This is a genomic window from Gephyromycinifex aptenodytis (assembly GCF_012277275.1).
Taxonomy (GTDB): Bacteria; Actinomycetota; Actinomycetes; order Actinomycetales; family Dermatophilaceae; genus Gephyromycinifex; species Gephyromycinifex aptenodytis.
The window spans coordinates 3,403,145-3,421,876 of the sequence record NZ_CP051155.1 but is presented as its reverse complement, the minus strand read 5'-3'; the positions used below and the strand labels follow the sequence as shown (position 1 = coordinate 3,421,876).

Below are 18,732 nucleotides of genomic sequence, written 5' to 3'. Positions count from 1 at the left end.
CGGCCCGCTTTCCTCGTCTAGAGAGCGCCCTTGGCACTGGGAATCCCCTCGACGCGCGGGTCTCGCGCGACGGCGAATCGTAGGGCGCGAGCCAGCGCCTTGAACTGGGCCTCGACGATGTGGTGTGGATCGCGGCCGCCGAGCACTCGCACGTGAATGGCCAAGCCGGCGTGGTGGGCGAGCGTCTCCATGACATGGCGGGTGAGGCTGCCCACGTAGGCGCCACCGATGATGACGTACTGCTGACCCTCTGGTTCGCCGGTGTGCACGCAGTAGGGCCGCCCCGCCACATCCACGATGACTTGGGCCAGCGCCTCGTCCAGAGGCACGGTCGCTTCACCGAACCGGGAGATGCCGCGCTTGTCGCCCAGCGCCTCGGCGATGGCGTCACCGAGCACGATGGCGACGTCTTCGACAGTGTGATGGGCGTCCACGTCGACGTCACCGCTGGCTTTGACCGTGAGGTCGAACAGGGCGTGTTTGGCCAAGCTCGCCAGCATGTGGTCGTAGAAGCGCACCCCCGTGTCCACCTGTGAATGGCCACTCCCGTCCAGGTTCAGCGTCAGTTCCACGCTGCTTTCGGAGGTGGCACGGCTGCGCGTCACCACTCTGGCGTGCTCGCTCATGCCTGCTGCCTTTCGCTCGGTCCGCCGAGGCGGGTCATCGCCGCCAGGAAGGCGTCGGTCTCTGCCGGGGTGCCTGCCGTCACCCGAAGGTACCCGGGCAGCCCGACATCGCGAACGAGAACACCCTCATCCAGCAGCGCCTGCCACAGTGCGGGGCTGTCCTGGATCCCCCCGAAGAGCACGAAGTTCGCGTCGCTGGGCACGGGTCGGTAACCCAATCGCGTCAGCTCCGCGACGATGCGATCGCGTTGCTGCTTGATCTCATCCACGCGCCCCAACATGAGGTCGGTGTAGCCGAGGACGGTCGTGGCTAGGACCTGGGTGAGGCTGGACAGGTGGTAGGGCATCCGCACCAAGCGCAGCGCGTCCACCAACGCCGGATCCGCGGCCAGATAGCCCAGGCGCCCGCCGGCCAAGGCGAAGGCCTTGCTCAGCGTGCGGGTCACAACCAGGCGCGGGCGGCCCTGCAACAAGGTCATCGCGCTGGGGGTGCCCGCTCGGGCGAACTCGGCGTAGGCCTCGTCGACGACGATGATGGCCCGCGGCGCCGCCTCATAGCAGGCGGTGATCACCTCCAGGCAGAGCGAGGTGCCGGTCGGGTTGTTGGGCGAGCACAGAAAGATCAACGACGGGTCGTGTTCTCGGGCCTGCTCGGCCGTGTGCTCGACCAAGAGGTCGAAATCGGCCGAGCCCGTCTCGCCGTCAGCCTCGCGATCCTGCGGCCGAGCCCCGCGCAGACCATCGATCCATTCCGTGCCGGCGGTGCGGGTGATGATCGGGTGCATCGAATACGCCGGGGTGAAGCCCAAGGCGCTACGCCCGGGCCCGCCGAAGGCCTGCACCAGGTGCAAGAGCACCTCGTTGCTTCCGTTGCCGGCCCACAGCTGATCGGCGTTCAGCGGCACCGCAGTGGTGCGGCTCAGGTACTGTGCCAACGCGTCGCGTAACTGGCTGAACTCACGATCGGGGTAGCGGTTCAGACCGGCCGCGACCTGCGCCACCGCCTGCGTGATCGACTCCACCACCTGCTCGGGAACCGGGTAGGAGTTCTCGTTGGTGTTCAGAGCGACCGGCACCTGCAGTTGCGGAGCGCCGTAGGGAGAACGACCTCGCAGATCCTCGCGCAGCAGCTCGTCGATGATGTCCTGGCTCATTCCTGAACCCGCCCGGGCGCCCCTGACGCGGGGTGCGGGTCGCTGCTGCGGCGCGCCAGGATGGCGTCGGCGTGCCCAGGCAGGTCCTCGGCCTGGGCCAGCGCCACCACCCGGTCAGTGATCTCTTCCAATGCGCGCGCGTCGTAGTGGATCACCTGCACGCCCCGCAGGAAGGCGTGCACACCCAGACCACTACTGAACGCGGCGGTGCCGCTGGTGGGCAGCACGTGGTTGGAGCCGGCGCTGTAATCGCCCAGACTCACCGGGCTGCTGGGACCGACGAAGATGGCGCCGGCATTGCGGATCCGAGATGCGCGTTCGGGCGCATCCACGGTCTGGATCTCCAGATGCTCCGCACCGTAGGCGTCGACCACTCGAGTGCCCGATTCCAAGTCGTCCACCAGCACCAACGCCGATTGGCGCCCGGCCAGAGCTTGCGTCACCCGCTCATGGTGCTTAGTGCCGGCGACAGTCTCGACCAACTGTCGTTCCACCCGGTCCAGCAGCCGCGGCGAGTCGCTGACCAGGACCGCCGCCGCCAGGGTGTCGTGCTCGGCCTGACTCACCAGGTCGGCGGCCAGGTGCACCGGGTCGGCCGAGTCATCGGCGAGGATGGCGATCTCGGTGGGCCCAGCCTCGGAGTCGATCCCGACGACACCGCGCAGCAGCCGTTTGGCAGAGGCAACGAAGACATTCCCCGGACCAGTGACCAGGTTGACCGGCTCGCACAACACCTCGCCGGTGCCCGGGCCGTCGGCGCCTTCTTCGCGGGCTCCGTAGGCGAACATCGCCACCGCCTGCGCTCCCCCGACTGCATAGACCTCCTCCACGCCCAGCAGGGCGCACGCTGCCAGCACCGTGGGGTGGGGGTAGCCGCGGAAGATGCCGGTGTTGTCGCGTTGCGGTGGTGAGGTGACCGCGAGCGATTCAACTCCGGCTTCCTGCGCCGGGACAACGTTCATCACCACGCTGCTGGGGTATACGGCCAAGCCGCCCGGCACATAGAGCCCGACTCGTTCTACCGGGATCCAGCGCTGGGCGACCGTTCCCCCGGCAACGACGTGTGTGCAGTGTTCGGTGGGCATCTGCTCGGCGTGGACGCGCCTGGCGCGCGCGATGGACTCCTCGAGGGCCTCGCGCACCAGCGGGTCCAAGGTGTCCAGGGCGGCGCGCAGCACATCGGAGGGCACACGCAGTTGCTCGGGCCGGACACCGTCGAAGCGCTCGCCGAGCTCGCGTAGCGCTACTGCTCCGCGAGTGCGGACGTCTTCACAGATGGGTCGCACCACGTCCAGGGCGTCAGCGACATCGAACTCGGCTCGCGGCAGCATTTGGCGCAACTCGCGCGCTCCGAGACCGGACAGGGCCTCACCACGCAGGTCCATTCGGGAGATCACCGCATCAGTCTAGGTCGCTCGCTCGACTCGCCTTTTTCGTGTCTCACCGGCACTCAACCTCGAAACTGAGACCGCCGACGCTATCGCCGCTGGTACAGGGACGGACAAGGCGCCCACGCAGGCCCAGTTGGCGCCGCCTCGAACGGCGTTGGCGACAGCATCGAGGGGCTACCTGTTCCGGCTGCACCGCAGGGCAGCTCTGATTGCACCGAGCGAAGCCGCATACTGTTGTGTGCTCGCTGTTGACTCCACTGCCCTTATCGACCTCGACGGGCCGCAGGCCTACCTGCGTCTGGTGCTCGTCGTGTTCGCGCTGGCCGCCTTCGCGGCGGCGCTGCGCTACCGAGCGCAGATCGGGGATGGCCGTAGTGAACTGACGGCCGTCCTGCGCGCCACCCTGCAGCTCGGGGTGGTCGGCCTGATCATCGCTGCGGTGTTGGAATCCTGGTGGCTCACGGCAGCTTTCGTTGCTTTGATGGTTGGCGTCGCCGCCTGGACCAGTGGCTCGCGCATGCAGGCCACTTCGCGGCTGTGGCCACTGGTGCCGATCGCGTTGGGTGCGCTACCAGTCACCGCTTCGTTGTTGCTGGTCGGGTTGCTCCCGCTGGCACCGATCTCGGTCATCCCCACGGCCGGGATCCTGGTGGGGAACGCGATGACGGCGACCACCCTGGCCGGACGACGCTGCTTGGAGCGCTTGGATGAGCGACACGGGCAGTACCAGGCGGCGCTAGCGCTGGGCCTACTCCCCCGGGACTCGGCCCTGCTCATCACCCGCAACGCCGCCCGCTTAGCCCTGGTGCCGGGCCTGGATCAGACCCGCACGGTGGGCTTGGTAACCCTGCCGGGGGCGTTCGTGGGAACCCTGCTCGGGGGCGCGAGCCCGCTTGAGGCCGCCGCGCTACAGCTCGTGGTGCTGGCGGGGATCCTGGCGTCGCAGTCCATCGCTGCGACCGTCACCCTCGAACTGGTCGTCACCGCCCGCCTGCGACGGCGCTGATACAACAGCGCGGCCCCAACACCAACCGGTGCTGGGACCGCGCCGCGGAGCGGCATTGTCGTTTCATCGTTGCTGTTGTTGTGTTCTGGCTGCCCTCAGCAGGCGTGACATGCCGCTCACTCGGATCGCGCCCGTCTGGGGTAAGCCAGGATGAATTCTCAGATGGTTCCGCAGTCAAGGTCATCGTTTGAACTCCTAAATGGAGCGCCTCAATTAGCTAGCGGGGTGCCTGTCACACCTAAGACCTTGAGGCAAGGTAGCTACGGGCCCGCGAGTCCAGCTGCAGTCGGCGCACCGGCGCCGCCACCGTGTGGCTGCCCCGGTCCAGCCATCTAGGACGGGGTCGTCTCGGCCTTGCGGGGCCGCCCACGTTTGGGGACCTCGCCGACGCCCCGCGGTTCACGTCCGGCCTCGGCGAGGGCACGCCGCAAGATGACTTCGACCTGGGCGTTCACGCTGCGCAGTTCGTCTCCCGCCCAACTCGCCAGCGCTTCATGCACGGCCGGGTCCAGGCGTAGCAGCACCTGTTTGCGCTCGCGGCGGGCGCGCTTGCCGGTCTGCTCCTGGGCGCTCACCTCAGGTATAGAGGCTGCCGGTGTTGATGACCGGTGTGGTCTTGGACTCCCCGCACAGCACAACCAGCAGGTTGCTGACCATCGCTGCCCGCCGTTCGTCATCGAGGTCCACGATGGACTCCTCCTCCAGCTTGGCCAGGGCCATCTGCACCATGCCGACCGCACCCTCGACGATGCGAGCGCGGGCCGCAACGATGGCGCCGGCCTGCTGGCGCTGCAGCATGGCCTGGGCGATCTCGGGGGCGTAGGCAAGGTGGGAGATGCGTACCTCCACGATCTCGACACCGGCGACGGTGACGCGCTGGGCCACCTCGTGAGCCAACTCCGCCGAGACGACGTCGGTCGAGCCGCGCAGCGAAGTGCCGTGACGATCCGGCTCGTCGTAGGGGTGGGTGGTCGCTACGTGGCGCAGGGCAGCCTCGGACTGGACACGTACGAAGTTCTCGTAACTTTCGACGGAGAACACGGCGCGGGCGGTGTCAGCGACCTGCCAGACCACGATGGCCGCGATTTCCACCGGGTTGCCGTCGGCGTCGTTGACCTTCAACGCGGAGGTCTCGAAGTTGTTGACCCGCACCGAGACTGTGCGTTTGGTCGTCAACGGCATCACCATGGACAGTCCGCTGCGGCGGTTGGTGCCCACGTACCGTCCGAAGAACTGCAACACCTTCGTCTGCCCGGGTTGCACGATCGTCACCGAGGAGAACACGAGCGCTCCGAGCGCGAACACCAGCGCGCCAGTCAGGATGACGCCCACCCGAGATGATTCACCGCGTTGGACGATCTCCGTCACGACCCAGGCAACTGAACCCAGCACGAGGACCAGGCCGACCAGCAGCGCCACGAAGCCGTTGATGGACCAGGCGGCCGACTCACCGACGTCGACCCGCGCCCCCTCATGCCCTACCGGCGCCGTGGCGACCGGGAGCTGTTCCGGCCCGACCCCGGCATCGGTGTCGACGGACTCTCCACGTGGCCGACCTGTGCTTGATGCCATCGCAGCAACCTCCCCGAAGTAGTATCAAACTGATAGTTAAATGATATCAGTTTATTGGCTGCGCCGGAAGAGCGAACCCGGCACGCACGAACGGCGGCACAGCGCAGGAAGACCCTGTGCTGCACCGCCGCCGGTTTGATGAAGAGTCGGCTCAGGACGCCTCGGTGGCCCCCAGGCCCAGATGATCCAGCAGGAAGGCCAACTCCCACGCCGCGTCATGCCAGGCGTCATAGCGTCCGCTTCGCCCGCCGTGCCCGGCAACCATCTCGGTGCGCAGCAGGATCGGGCGCGCATTTTGGTCGGAGGTGACCGTCTTACGCAGCCGGGCCACCCACTTGGCAGGTTCCCCGACATCGACCCGGGTGTCGTTCAGGCCGCTTGTGGCCAGGATCGCCGGATACTCCACCGCGCGAATGTTCTCGTAGGGGGTGTAGGACTTCATCACCTCGTAGATCTTCGGGTCCTCCAGCGGGTTGCCCCACTCATCCCACTCGCCCACGGTCAACGGACGACTCGGATCCAAGATGGTGCTCAACGCATCGACGAAGGGCACCGCCGCATGCACGGCGCAGAAAAGCTCCGGGGCCAGGTTGAGCGCCGCGCCGACGAGCAGCCCGCCTGCCGAACCGCCCTCCAGCGCCAGCCGCCCCGGGGCCACCCAGCCGGTGTCGAAGAGCGCCCGAGCGCAGGAGATCAAGTCGGTGAAGGAGTTCGGCTTGTTCGCCAGCCGACCTTCCTCGTACCAGCGTCGACCCATCTCGCCGCCACCGCGCACATGCGCGACCGCGAAGACCACACCGCGGTCCAGCATGGAGAGCATCGCAACGGAGAAGTGCGGGTCCATCGGGATCTCGTAGGCGCCATAGCCGTACAGCAGACCCGCCGCGCTGGCGTCGGGCTGGACGTCGGCGCGGGCCACCACCGACATCGGCACCTGGGTGCCGTCTTCGGCCTGCACCCACACGCGGTGTTGCTGATAGTGGCTGGGGTCGAAGCCGCCCAGCACCGGCTGCCGCTTGAGCAACGTGGCCTGTCTGCTCGCCAGGTCGTATTCGAGGATGGCGCGCGGGGTGATGAAGGACTCGAGGACCACCTGCAGCACACCCGAGGTCCAGTCGGGGTTGGCGCCGGTACTGATCGTGTACAGCTCCTCTTGCACCGGTAGGTCCCACGGCTGGCCGTGTTCGCCCCCGCTGCCCACTACCCGCGGAACGATCCGCACGCTGGTCAGCCCGTTGCGACGCAAGGAGACCGCCACATGTCCCTGAAACGCCTCGGCACCCAGCACCCGCTCGCCATCGACTGGCTGCAGCCAGGGGCGCCAGTTGGCCGGTCCCGGGTCGCTCAGCGGCGCCCAGGACAGCTCGAAGTCGCTTCGGTCGGTGTTGTGGGTGATGAGCACGATGTCACCGGCCGGTTCCACCTCGTACTCGACCCCGCTCGTGCGCGGCGCCACCACCCGCAACGGCCCGACCGGGTCGGCCAGGTCGAGCAGATGCACCTCCGAGGTAGTCCGGGAAGCCAGTTGCACCACCAGGAACCGGTCGTCCCGAGAGGTCTCGATCCCCATCCAGAACCGCTCATCGGATTCCTCCAGCACGAGCACGTCATCCGCGGTGGCCGTACCGACCTCATGGCGCCACAACTGGAACGGCCGCCAGGCCTCATCGAGCCGGGTGTAGAAGATGAAACGGTCATCGCCGCTCCAGGCCAACCCGTAACCGACCCCGGTCAACTCCACGTCGAGTTGCTCACCGGTCTCGATGCGACGGATCCGCACGTCGAAGCGCTCATCGCCGGTGACGTCGACCGCGACCGCGACCGCAGCGCCGTCGTTGGAGACTTCCAAAGCTCCCAGCGCAAAGAACGGGTGCTCACCAGCCTCGAGATCTCCATCGACCAGCACCTGTTCACCCTCGGGAACCTGACCGGGGACCAACACCGGGCGCTGGCCTGTGGTCACCGGAACCCGCGCGTGGGCCGGATACTGATGGCCCTCGGTGGTGCGGGTGTAGTACCACCAGCCGCGATAGGCCACCGGCACCGACAGGTCACTTTGCTGAGTGCGGCCCTTGATCTCCTCGAAGATCGCGGCCCGCAACGGGGCGAGCGCAGCAGTGGCCGCCTCGGCGTAGGCGTTCTCCGCCTCGAGATGGGCGATGACCTGTGGATCGGATGAATCGCCGAGCCAGGCGTACGGATCAATCCGGGTATCTGCGTGGTGGGTGTAGCTGACGGCTCGTTCGGCGGGGGCGGGCGGGTGGATCTCCATAGCCGAACTGTAGGCCGGGCGCAGGCCTGTTGAAGTGTCGGCACCACCCACGCGGTGGATGTTACCGGGGCAACTGTCCTGATCTGTCGACGAATTCGCTCAGAGTCGGACGTGCGTTGCCGACAGGTTAGGTGGACGGCCTTCCCCTCTCGTGCATCAGTGCGCTTAACCGTGCCCTGGCGAGCACCCCACCACCCAAGGAGCCCGATGTCTGACGTCGCGCATTCGGCAAAAACCATCCACTCGCGTGAACAGAAGTCCCGTAACGTTCTGCTCACCGGGGTCACCGGGTTCCTTGGGCAAGCGCTGCTTGAGCGCCTGTTGGACAATCCGAACACCACCGTGCACGTGCTCATCCGGCCGCGCCGAGGCGTCTCAGGCCAACGACGACTGGCTGAACTGCTCGACAACGACGCCTTCGCCGTGTGGCGCGAGCGCGTCGGCCCAGCCGCCGTCGCACACACGTTGGCGCACCGGCTCCGGGTCATCGAGGCAGATCTGGGTGCAGACCTGCCGGATCTGCCAGCGGACCTGGACCTGGTCCTGCACAGCGCCTCCCTGGTTACCTTCGATGAGCCCCTGGACAGCGCCATGGCGGTGAATGTCGGCGGGCCGGCCGGGTTGTACCAGGCACTGCTGCGGGCAGGCGGAGACCCGCACGTCATTCACGTCTCCACCAGCTACGTCAACACCGAGCGCACCGCCCACGCCTACGAGAACTCAGTCGAGCACGACCTCGACTGGCGCGCTGAGCTAGACGGCGCCGCTCGCACCCGCACACAACTGGAACGGCTGTCGCGCTTGGCCGAAGCAAGCGCGCTGACTGGCGAGGACCCCATGCCGGCGACCCCAGCCGGCCGCGAAGCCTGGGTGCGAGCCCAACTGCGAGAGCGTGGGCGTAGTCGCGCTGCCGAGCTCGGCTGGACCGATGTGTACACGCTCACAAAGGCGCTCGGAGAACGGGTGGCCGAGGAGTTGTGGGCCGGGTCCGGGCACCGGCTGACCATCTTGCGCCCCACCATCATCGAAAGTGCCCTGGCCAGGCCGTTCCCCGGTTGGCTCGACGGATTCAAAGTGGCCGATCCGCTCATTGCCGCTTACGCCAAAGGACGCCTGGTCGGCTTCCCAGGCCAGGCTGAGAGCATCATCGACATCGTGCCAGTGGACATCGTCGTCGACACGGCCGCTGCGGCGGCCGCAAGCCCTGGTCTGCACGGGCAGGCTCGCTACTTCCAAGTCGGTACCGGCACCTCCAACCCTGTCACGCTCGGCGAAGTCCGCCAGCACGTCATGGAGTACTTCGCCGAACACCCGTACACCGACCGTCAGGGACGCCCGATCTCACCCAAGCCGTGGCAGTTCAGCACCCCCGACCAGTTGAGCGCCTGGTCGCGACGGCGACGCCGGGCACTCACGCTGGCTCAGCGCAGCCTGCGCCTGGCACCGGGCATTCGCTCACCGCGAGCGCGTATCCGACACTCTCTGGCGCAACTGGACGTGCTGGACTCCTACGTGCAGATCTACCGTTCCTACACGTGCGCCAGCACCACCTACGACGACAGGAACACCCGCGCGCTGCTGGCCGCTCACGACCCGAACGGACGCAACGTCACGCAGATCGAATGGCGCTCGTACTTCCAGGAGGTGCACCTGCCGCGCCTCGTCGCGCTGATGGACAGCTACCGGGCCCGCTCCAAGAACCAGCGACAACTCGCCGCGGTCTCCAGCGCGGACAACGGGGAAAGCGCAATCCCGCGCAGCCGACCCCGCAGAGAGATCAACCACCCGCGGACTAGTTCCGTAGAGCGATCCGCGCGCAGCGCCTGATGCGGCCACGGGGCCGGCTCACCCGAGACAGGCCGGCCCCAGCAACGCCTTCAGGTCCCCGAACAATGCCGGCGAGGCGGTCACCCGCAACCCGTCATCGAGTTTCATCACCACCGAACGGCCCGGCTGGGTGAGACGCAGATGCACTTCGGTCGCGCCCGGGTGTTCGTGAAGAACATCCTTGAGCTCCTGCGCCAGGCCGGTGGTCGCGCGCGTGGCCGGCAGGGAAACAACGACCGGGCCACGCGGACCCTCGTTGATATCGGGCAGCGTGAGCTCTTGGGCATAGATCGAGACCTGATCGTCGCGGCGGTTGACCCGTCCGCGAACCGCGCACACCAGGTCGGTGGAGAGCATGGTGCTCACCGTCATGTACGTGGAGGGGAAGAACAGACACTCCACGGCCCCCACGAGGTCCTCGACCGTCACGATCGCCCACAGGTCGCCCTTTTTGGTCCGTTTGAGTTGTAGGCCCGTGATGAGGCCCGCCACCGTCACGGTGGCGCCGTCTCCGCGCCCGCCCTCTTCAACGGGCATGTTCAGGGAGGCCATCGAGGTGTCGGCGTGCTGGGAGAGGATGTGTTCGATCCCGAACAGCGGGTGATCCGAGACGTAGAGGCCGAGCATCTCCCGCTCGAAGCTGAGCAGGGTCTGTTTGTCCCACTCCCCGGGCGGGATGGGTGGCAGCCCGTCCAGCCCGCCGATGGAGGGGGCGTCCTCGTCATCGTCGGCGAACCCGAAAGCGCCGAACAAGGAATCTTGTCCGACCGCTTCCTTGCGCTTGATATCCACCAGGGCGTCCACGTACTGCTCGTGGATGCGCACCAGCCCGCCCCGCGGGTGGCCCAGGGAGTCGAAGGCGCCGCCCTTGATGAGCGATTCGATGGTCCGCTTGTTGCAGACCACGGCTGGCACTTTGGACAGGAAGTCCGGGAAGGAGGTGAACTCCCCCTTCTCCTGCCGGGCCGCCACGATCGCGTCGACGACGTTCGCGCCCACGTTGCGGATAGCAGCCAGACCGAAGCGGATGTCGGTGCCGACAGCGGCGAAGTTGCCGATCGAGGAGTTCACATCCGGCGGGAGCACCTTGATGCCCATGTGACGGCATTCGTTGAGGTAGAGGGCCGACTTGTCCTTGTCGTCGCGCACGCTCGTCAGCAGCGCCGCCATGTATTCGGCCGGGTAGTTCGCCTTCAGGTAAGCAGTCCAGTACGAAATCAACCCGTAGGCGGCGGTGTGCGCCTTGTTGAAGGCGTAGTCGGAGAAGGGGACGAGGACATCCCACAGCGCCTTGACCGAGGCCGGGGAGAAGCCCGAATCGAGCATCCCGCGTTCGAAGTTGACGAACTCGGCGTCGAGGACTTCGCGCTTCTTCTTACCCATGGCCCGACGAAGCAGGTCGGCGTTGCCCAGGGTGTAACCGGCGAGCTTCTGGGCGATCTCCATGACCTGCTCCTGGTAGATCACCAGGCCGTGAGTGGTGCCCAGGATCGGTTCCAGCGCGTCGATCATCTTCTGTTCGAGCTGGCCCTTCAGGCGCGGGTCCAGCGGCGTCGTCTCCTGACGCCCGTTCTTGCGTAGCGCGAAGTTCGTGTGGGCGTCCACGCCCATCGGGCCCGGGCGGTACAGCGCGAGCGCGGCGGAGATGTCCTCGAAGTTGTCCGGGCGCATCAGCCGCAGCAGGGTGCGCATGCCGCCGCCGTCGAGTTGGAAGACGCCCAGAGTGTCGCCGCGCTGCAGCAGATCGTAGGTCTTGGCGTCGGTCAGGTCTTTGCTCAGGACGTCCAGATCGACGACCTCGTCGCGGTTGCTCTTCACGTTTTCGATGGCGTCATCGAGGATCGTGAGGTTGCGCAACCCGAGGAAGTCCATCTTGACCAACCCGAGCGTCTCGCACGTCGGGTAGTCGAACTGGGTGATGATCTGGCCGTCTTGTTCCCGACGCATGATCGGGATGACGTCGATGAGCGGCTCAGAACTCATGATGACGCCGGCGGCGTGCACCCCCCACTGCCGCTTCAAACCCTCCAGACCCAGGGCGGTCTTGACGATCTCCTGTGCTTGAGGGTCGTCATCGTGAACCGCACGGAAGTCGGCCGCCTCGGCATAACGTTTGTGTCCGGGATCGAACACCCCCGAGAGCGGGATCCCCTTGCCCATCACGTCCGGCGGCATCGCTTTGGTGAGCTTCTCCCCCATCGCGAAGGGATATCCCATCACGCGGCTGGCGTCCTTGAGCGCTTGCTTGGCCTTGATCGTGCCGTAGGTGACGATCTGGGCGACGCGCTCTTCACCGTATTTCTGGGTGACGTACTGGATGACCTCGCCGCGACGACGCTCATCGAAGTCGACGTCGAAGTCGGGCATCGATTTACGTTCCGGGTTGAGGAAGCGCTCGAAGATCAAGCCGTGCGGAACGGGGTCGAGGTCGGTGATTCGCATCGCGTAGGCACACATCGAACCGGCTCCGGAACCACGCCCGGGCCCCACCCGAATGCCTTGTGACTTCGCCCAGTTGATGAAGTCGGCCACGACGAGGAAGTACCCCGCATACCCCTTGCCGACGATGACCTCGGTCTCGAACTCCGCCTGCTTGCGCGCGTAATCAGGGACGCCGTCGGGGAAGCGCACATGCAGCCCCGTCTCGACCTCTTTGATGAACCAGCTCGTCTCGCTTTCGCCCTCCGGGCACGGGAAACGGGGCATGAACCGGCCTTCGCCCTCGGTGAAGGACACCTCGCACCGTTCGGCGATGAGCAGCGTGTTGTCGCAGGCCTCCGGCAATTCCCGCCACAGATGGCGCATCTCGGCCGGAGACTTCAGATAGAAGTCCTCAGCGTCAAACTTGAACCGGCCCGGGTCCATCAGCGTCGAGCCGGACTGCACGCACAGCAGGGCAGCGTGCGCCGTTGCGTCCTCGGGTTTGGTGTAGTGCAGGTCGTTGCTCGCCAGCAGCGGCAGTTTGAGCTCCCGCGCCAGCCGCAGTAGGTCCTTCTGCACCCGACGTTCGATGTCGAGCCCGTGGTCCATGAGCTCGCAGTAGTAGTTCTCAGCCCCGAAGATGTCCCGGAACTCCGAAGCAGCCTGCACCGCTTCCTTGTACTGCCCCAGGCGCAGCCGCGTCTGGACCTCACCGGAGGGACAGCCCGTGGTGGCGATGATCCCCTTGCCGTACGTCTCGAGTAGCTCTCGGTCCATACGGGGCTTGAAGTAGTACCCCTCGAGCGAAGCAAGCGAGCACATTCGGAACAGGTTGTGCATCCCGGCGGTGTTCTCGGACAGCAACGTCAGGTGCGTGTAGGCGCCGGCGCCGGAGACGTCATCACGAGAGCCGTCACCGAACTTGACCCGCGTCCTGTCGGTGCGGTGTGTGCCTGGGGTGAGATAGCCCTCGATGCCGATGATCGGCTTGATGCCGTGTTTCTGCGCCTTCTTCCAGAACTCGTAGGCGCCGAAGATCGACCCGTGGTCGGTCGTGGCGATCGCAGGCATCCCCATACGGGCGGCTTCGGCCAGCAGGTCGTCGATGCGCGCCGCACCATCGAGCATCGAGTACTCGGTGTGGCAGTGCAGGTGGACGAAATTCTGCGAGCGGTCCGGGGCGGAGGCGGGTTCTTCAGGCATGTCCGCAGCATCTTACGACCGAGCGCCCACACCTCGTCACGACCCAACGATCTCGAGACCGGGCCGAGCCGGTGAGCCTGCCGCCGACTGAGCAGGGCGGCCCGGCGGCGGCGCCTGCCCGCCGACCCTCACCCAGGGCGAAATAGTCGGTGTCAGCAGCCAACACCCTTGCCTGGAAACGATGCTGCGGTTCGGGGCCTGGTGGCCTCAACGGCGAGGGCGACCAGGTTTCGCTTCTGTCCCGGCCGATCCGAGGCTGACAGCCCCCCGACATTCCACGGTGCAGGCACCCGCGGCGCTCCAACCGGCGCCGTTGCGCCAGCGACTCCACCCACACTCCGCGATGGATCCTGGGGCCTCAAGACGCTGCTGAAGGTGGGCCCTCAACCACTGCTCCGCTCGACTCAACCGCTGGTGTGATCAGCCCTCGCCGTCACACCACGGGCTACTACTTCCGCAGATGCGGCTATTATGACCGAATGCAGGCGCATATGAGTGACCCCGCAGAAGTCGAGCCGCCTACGCCCGGGCGCCCGACGACCTTCCGGGTCCGTGAAGCAGCGATGCTCGTCGGGGTCAGCGATGACACCCTTCGGCGCTGGATCGATCGCGATGAGCTCGCCGCTGGCCGCGACGAAGCAGGGCGTGTGGTCGTCGACGGGCTGGCCCTCATCAAGGCCTCCGCCGCCCATGCCGCGCGCCACCCCCAGGACGACGGCTTGGGCTCCTCAGCGCGCAACCGCTTCACCGGCATCGTCACCGACGTCGTCTCCGACCGGGTCATGTCGCAGGTCCAACTGCGCTGCGGCCCCTTCACGGTGACATCGCTGATGAGCACCGAATCCGTCCACCGGCTTGGGCTCGTTCCTGGCGCCCTTGCCACCGCGGTCGTCAAAGCGACGAACGTCGTCATCGAAACTCCCGGAGGCCTTTCATCATGAACACCCGCCCTGTTTCCCTCGCCATCGCCGCCGCCCTGGTCGGGATGCTCGCTGCTTGCGGGTCAGCCGCTACCCCCGAGGCAGCACCCTCCCAGGGCAGCGACCAGGCGAGCCCCCAGAAGCTGACGGTCCTGGCGGCCGCGTCCTTGAAGTCGACCTTCACCGACCTGGCCACGACCTTCGAGTCCACCCACCCGGGCACCGACGTCGAGCTCTCGTTCGCCGGCTCCTCCGACCTGGTCTCCCAGTTGACGGCGGGCGCTCCCGGCGACGTCTTCGCCTCCGCGGATGAGAAGAACATGACCAAGGCCGTCGACGGCGGGGTCGTGGTCTCCGACTCCCCCAAGATGTTCGCCACCAACACCCTCACCATCGTCACTCCGCCCGGGAACCCGAAGAAGGTGGCCACGTTCGCCGACCTGGCCCGCACCGACCTGCAGACCGTCATCTGCGCTCCGCAGGTGCCCTGCGGATCCGCCACGAAGAAGGTCGCCGAGGCCGCAGGCGTCACCGTGCACGCCGTCAGCGAGGAGAATGCCGTCACCGACGTGCTGGGCAAGGTCACCTCCGGCCAGGCCGACGCAGGCCTGGTCTACGTCACCGACGCGGCGGGTGCGGGCGACAAGGTCACCGCGGTGCCGTTCCCCGAGGCGGCCACCGCCATCAACCGCTACCCGATCGCCGTCACCAAGGAAGCCGTAAACCCTGCGTTGGCAGCCGAATTCGTTGACCTCGTGACCTCAGAGGCGGGGCAGAATGTGCTCCGCGAGGCGGGGTTCGGCAGCCCGCAGAAGTGATGCCGCGGCGGGCGCCGGCGGCGCCTCCTAGCTGGGTGATGCTGCCCGGAGCCCTGGGCGCAGCCTTCGTTCTGCTGCCCCTGGTCGGGATGCTCACGCGAGTGCAGTGGGCGACCCTGCCCGCGCTCTTGAGCTCACCGGCATCTGTGGCCGCGCTGTGGCTCAGCCTGCGCACCGCGGCGGCAAGCACATCGCTGGTCATCGTGCTCGGTGTGCCGCTGGCTCTGCTGCTGGCCCGGGCACATTTCCCCGGCCGGCGCCTGCTGCGGTCGCTGGTATTGCTTCCCTTGGTCCTGCCACCGGTCGTCGGCGGGCTCGCGCTGCTGGAGACCTTCGGCCGGCGCGGCCTGCTCGGCGCCTCCCTGGAGGCCATGGGGGTGCGGATCGCGTTCTCGACCGTCGCGGTGATCCTCGCCCAGGCCTTTGTCGCCCTGCCCTTCCTGGTTCTCAGCCTCGAAGGAACCCTGCGGGTGGTCGGTCAGCGCTACGAGGAGGTCGCTTCGACCCTGGGCGCCCGACCGAGCACCGTGCTGCGGCGAGTCACCCTGCCGCTGGTGCTGCCCGGGCTGGCTTCTGGGGCGGTCTTGGCCTTCGCGCGCTGCCTCGGAGAGTTCGGGGCGACCTTGACCTTCGCCGGGTCGCTGCAGGGGGTCACCCGCACCTTGCCCCTGGAGATCTATCTGCAGCGCGAGAGCGACCCCGACGCGGCGATTGCGCTGGCCCTGGTGCTGGTGGTGGCAGCAGCCGCCATCGTCTTCCTCGTACACGGCGGCACCGAGGCGGCCGAGGCTCCACGCGCCCAGGGGCGCCGCCCCGCGCGAGTGCCCCGATGAGCCGGTTGAGTCTGCAGGCGCAGATCGCCGCTCGCGGGTTGGACGTCGACCTGGAGGTTCCCGACGGGCAGGTGCTCGCCCTGTTGGGGGCGAACGGAAGCGGTAAATCCAGCACCCTGGAGATCGCCGCGGGGCTGCTGCGCCCTGACGCCGGCCGGGTTCAGCTCGGAGAGACCGTGCTGCTCGACACCGCCAGCGGACACGAGGTTCCTGCGCACGCTCGTGGCATCGCGTTGCTACGCCAGGAGGCGCTGCTGTTTCCGCACCTGAGCGCAGTGGAGAACGTCGCCTTCGGGCCCCGCGCCCAAGGCCTCTCGCGGCGTCGCGCCAGGGACATCGCCTTGGAACGCCTGGCCGACGTGGAAGCCTCGGATCTGGCCGATCGGCGCCCCGCAGCACTCTCGGGTGGCCAGGCGCAACGGATCGCGGTCGCCCGGGCGTTGGCTGCCCAACCCGAACTGCTCCTGCTCGATGAGCCGTTCTCGGCCCTGGACGTGGAGATGGCCCCGATGCTGCGACGGCTGCTGCGGCGCCTACTCACCGACGCCGGTCGCACTGCGGTGCTGGTCACGCACGACCTGCTGGACGCGTTGGCACTGGCCGATGTCGTTGCCGTCCTGGACAAGGGCCGCATCGTTGAACAGGGCCCCACCCGTAGCGTCTTCAGCGCTCCTCGCAGCAGCTTCGCGGCCCGGATCGCAGGGGTGAACCTGCTGCCTGGCCGTATCGAAGCGGCCGGGGTGCTGCGCCTGGCCGGGGGGCCGCAGGTCATCGGCCGGGGAGAGGTGCCAGACGGGGAGTCGGCGGTGGCTATTTTCGCGCCCGCTGCGGTCGTACTGTCCAAGGCAGGTTTCACCGGCAGCGCCCGCAACGTCCTGACCGGGCGCGTGCTGGACCTGAGCGACCGCGGCGGAGCCGTCCGCGTCCGGGTCGCTCTGCACAGCAGCGACTCCGCTTCGGCGCCAGCCGAACCCCTTGTCGTTGCTGCCGACGTGACAGCGGCCGCGGTTGCCGATCTCGACCTCGTCCCCGGGGAGCAGGTTCAGGTCGTCGTCAAAGCTCAAGAGGTCGCGCTGCACAGCATGGCCAGGCACTGAGGCCCACGGGTTCCCTGCAGGGATGTCTCAGCGCCGTAGCGCTGCCCGAAGCTGGCTGCGTGGCCACCACTGCAGCAGCCACGCCCGAGCAGCGCCCCGGTCCGGCGCCAGCAGCGGGGCTCAGGCCTGGGCGAGGATGTCGAGCGCGTTCTGCAGGTCCTGGGGATAGGAACTCTCGAAGGTGACGTACTCACCGCTGCCCGGGTGTTCGAACCCCAGCCCCACGGCGTGTAGCCACTGCCGGTCCAGCCCGAGCCTGGCGCCGAGGACCGGGTCGCCGCCGTACAGCGGGTCGCCCACGCAGGGATGGCGCAAGGCGGCCATATGGACCCGAATCTGGTGCGTACGTCCGGTCTCCAATTTGACCTGCAGCAGGCTGGCACTGCGAAAGGCCTCGACAACCTCGTAATGGGTGAGACTCGGCTTACCTGACTGCATCACCGCGAACTTGAAGTCATAGCCGGGATGACGCCCGATCGGGGCGTCGATGGTCCCCACCACCGGGTCTGGTAGGCCTTGCACCAGCGTGTGGTAGGTCTTGTCGACCCGCCGATCACGGAAAGCCCGTTTGAGCATCGAATAGGCATGCTCGCTCTTGGCCACCACCATCAAGCCGCTGGTTCCCACATCGAGCCTGCTGACAATGCCCTGACGTTCGCTGGCCCCCGAGGTTGAAATCCGGTAGCCGGCTGCGCGCAACCCCCCGACCACAGTGGGCCCGCTCCAGCCGACGCTCGGATGCGCCGCCACCCCCACCGGTTTATCCACCACGATGAGGTCGTCGTCGTCGTGCACGATGCTCATCCCCGGCACCGGCTCGGCAATGATCTCCAACCCGGTGGGTGCGTTGGCATCCGGCAGGCTGACCTCCAGGAAACCACCGCCGCGCACCCGGTCGGACTTGCCTACAGCAGCCCCGTCCAGCATGACCAGACCTTGGCCGGCCAGATCGGCCGCTTTAGTGCGGGACAGGCCGAACAGTCGCGCCAGCGCGGCGTCCACCCGTTCGCCTTCCAAGCCATCAGGAACAGGCAGCGTTCGCACATCAGCCACGACGGTTCACCTCCACGTCTGGTCCGGTCGAAGGCTCGTCAGCGCCGGTCGAGGATTTGGGGTTGGCATCGAAATCGATGCCGCGAAAGGCTGCGAGCGCGATGAGCGCGGCGGCCGTGACGATCGCGGAGTCTGCCACGTTGAAGACCGGCCAATGCGGCAACATGAGGAAGTCCACGACGTGTCCGTGAGCGAAGCCGGGTGGGCGCAGCAACCGATCGGTGAGGTTGCCCAGGGCGCCGCCGAGCAGCAGCCCCAAGGCCAAGGCCCACCAGCGCGAGTTCAGACGGCGCAACGAGACCAGGATCGCCACGGCCACCGCCGCCATCGCGAAGGTGAAGACCGGAGTGATGCCGGTTCCCAGCGAGAACGCCGCGCCGGGGTTGAACACCAACGTGAACTGCAGCACCTCCCCCAGGAAAGGCCGGATCTGCCCTGGCGTCAGCGAGGCCAGCGCCCAGCGTTTCGTGGCCTGGTCACCAGCCCACACCAGGGCACCGAGTAGGCAGACGAGTGCGGCAAGACGCGGCCGGGCGAGG

15 protein-coding genes are annotated in these 18,732 nt (G+C 67.3%); 6 read left to right on the top strand and 9 right to left on the bottom strand.

The features are described from left to right. Positions 1–17: 17 nt before the first annotated feature. From hisB to hisD, 3 genes are read right to left on the bottom strand one after another with little or no spacing between them, the layout of a single operon-like run. Positions 18–626, bottom strand: coding sequence for an imidazoleglycerol-phosphate dehydratase HisB (gene hisB, locus G9V96_RS14780; RefSeq protein WP_168583721.1), 609 nt, complete (start codon positions 624–626; stop codon positions 18–20). Then, a complete protein-coding gene (locus tag G9V96_RS14775) occupies positions 623–1,780 on the bottom strand; it encodes a histidinol-phosphate transaminase (protein WP_168583720.1) in 1,158 nt (385 codons plus the stop codon). Before G9V96_RS14775 ends, hisB begins: the two co-directional genes overlap by 4 nt. Beyond that, positions 1,777–3,177, bottom strand: coding sequence for a histidinol dehydrogenase (hisD, locus tag G9V96_RS14770; RefSeq protein WP_168583719.1), 1,401 nt, complete (start codon positions 3,175–3,177; stop codon positions 1,777–1,779). The genes G9V96_RS14775 and hisD overlap by 4 nt, the downstream gene beginning before the upstream one ends. A gap of 232 nt (positions 3,178–3,409) precedes the next feature. On the opposite strand from hisD, the gene G9V96_RS14765 reads away from it, so the two are divergent. Beyond that, positions 3,410–4,177 (top strand): ABC transporter permease, encoded by a 768-nt coding sequence (locus G9V96_RS14765; protein WP_210424423.1) that lies wholly within the window; start codon positions 3,410–3,412, stop codon positions 4,175–4,177. 332 nt (positions 4,178–4,509) lie between these two features. On the opposite strand, the gene G9V96_RS14760 is transcribed toward G9V96_RS14765, so the two are convergent. From G9V96_RS14760 to G9V96_RS14750, 3 genes are all read right to left on the bottom strand, one after another. Next, positions 4,510–4,752 carry a hypothetical protein gene (locus G9V96_RS14760; RefSeq protein WP_210424422.1) on the bottom strand — a complete coding sequence of 81 codons (243 nt, stop codon included), beginning with the start codon at positions 4,750–4,752 and terminating at the stop codon, positions 4,510–4,512. Between the two features lies 1 nt (position 4,753). Further along, positions 4,754–5,749, bottom strand: a complete 996-nt coding sequence (locus tag G9V96_RS14755) for an SPFH domain-containing protein (RefSeq protein ID WP_168583718.1) — start codon at positions 5,747–5,749, stop codon at positions 4,754–4,756. 151 nt (positions 5,750–5,900) lie between these two features. Next, on the bottom strand, positions 5,901–8,021 hold the full coding sequence (locus tag G9V96_RS14750) for a S9 family peptidase (protein WP_168583717.1): 2,121 nt from the start codon (positions 8,019–8,021) through the stop codon (positions 5,901–5,903). A gap of 207 nt (positions 8,022–8,228) precedes the next feature. On the opposite strand from G9V96_RS14750, the gene G9V96_RS14745 reads away from it, so the two are divergent. Continuing rightward, the gene (locus G9V96_RS14745) at positions 8,229–9,848 is read left to right on the top strand and encodes an SDR family oxidoreductase (protein WP_168583716.1); all 1,620 of its coding nucleotides are present in this window, start codon (positions 8,229–8,231) and stop codon (positions 9,846–9,848) included. 18 nt (positions 9,849–9,866) lie between these two features. Here G9V96_RS14745 and dnaE read toward each other — a convergent pair whose 3' ends face one another. Further along, the gene (gene dnaE, locus G9V96_RS14740; protein ID WP_168583715.1) at positions 9,867–13,472 is read right to left on the bottom strand and encodes a DNA polymerase III subunit alpha; all 3,606 of its coding nucleotides are present in this window, start codon (positions 13,470–13,472) and stop codon (positions 9,867–9,869) included. Positions 13,473–13,963: 491 nt separating this feature from the next. Between dnaE and G9V96_RS14735 the strand changes: the two genes are divergently transcribed. Genes G9V96_RS14735 through G9V96_RS14720 form a run of 4 tightly spaced genes read left to right on the top strand, consistent with a single transcriptional unit; the run spans position 13,964 to position 17,140 of the window. After that, positions 13,964–14,413, top strand: a complete 450-nt coding sequence (locus G9V96_RS14735; protein WP_168583714.1) for a TOBE domain-containing protein — start codon at positions 13,964–13,966, stop codon at positions 14,411–14,413. Next, on the top strand, positions 14,410–15,210 hold the full coding sequence (gene modA / locus G9V96_RS14730; RefSeq protein WP_210424421.1) for a molybdate ABC transporter substrate-binding protein: 801 nt from the start codon (positions 14,410–14,412) through the stop codon (positions 15,208–15,210). Before G9V96_RS14735 ends, modA begins: the two co-directional genes overlap by 4 nt. Beyond that, positions 15,210–16,043, top strand: a complete 834-nt coding sequence (locus G9V96_RS14725; RefSeq protein ID WP_168583713.1) for an ABC transporter permease — start codon at positions 15,210–15,212, stop codon at positions 16,041–16,043. Before modA ends, G9V96_RS14725 begins: the two co-directional genes overlap by 1 nt. Then, positions 16,040–17,140 carry a sulfate/molybdate ABC transporter ATP-binding protein gene (locus G9V96_RS14720; RefSeq protein WP_168583712.1) on the top strand — a complete coding sequence of 367 codons (1,101 nt, stop codon included), beginning with the start codon at positions 16,040–16,042 and terminating at the stop codon, positions 17,138–17,140. Before G9V96_RS14725 ends, G9V96_RS14720 begins: the two co-directional genes overlap by 4 nt. 120 nt (positions 17,141–17,260) lie before the next feature. Here the strand turns inward: G9V96_RS14720 and G9V96_RS14715 are convergent, their stop codons facing one another. Both G9V96_RS14715 and lspA read right to left on the bottom strand, forming a co-directional pair. Beyond that, positions 17,261–18,193 (bottom strand): RluA family pseudouridine synthase, encoded by a 933-nt coding sequence (locus G9V96_RS14715; RefSeq protein WP_168583711.1) that lies wholly within the window; start codon positions 18,191–18,193, stop codon positions 17,261–17,263. Beyond that, positions 18,186–18,683, bottom strand: a complete 498-nt coding sequence (lspA, locus tag G9V96_RS14710; RefSeq protein WP_226913341.1) for a signal peptidase II — start codon at positions 18,681–18,683, stop codon at positions 18,186–18,188. Before lspA ends, G9V96_RS14715 begins: the two co-directional genes overlap by 8 nt. Positions 18,684–18,732 lie beyond the last annotated feature (49 nt).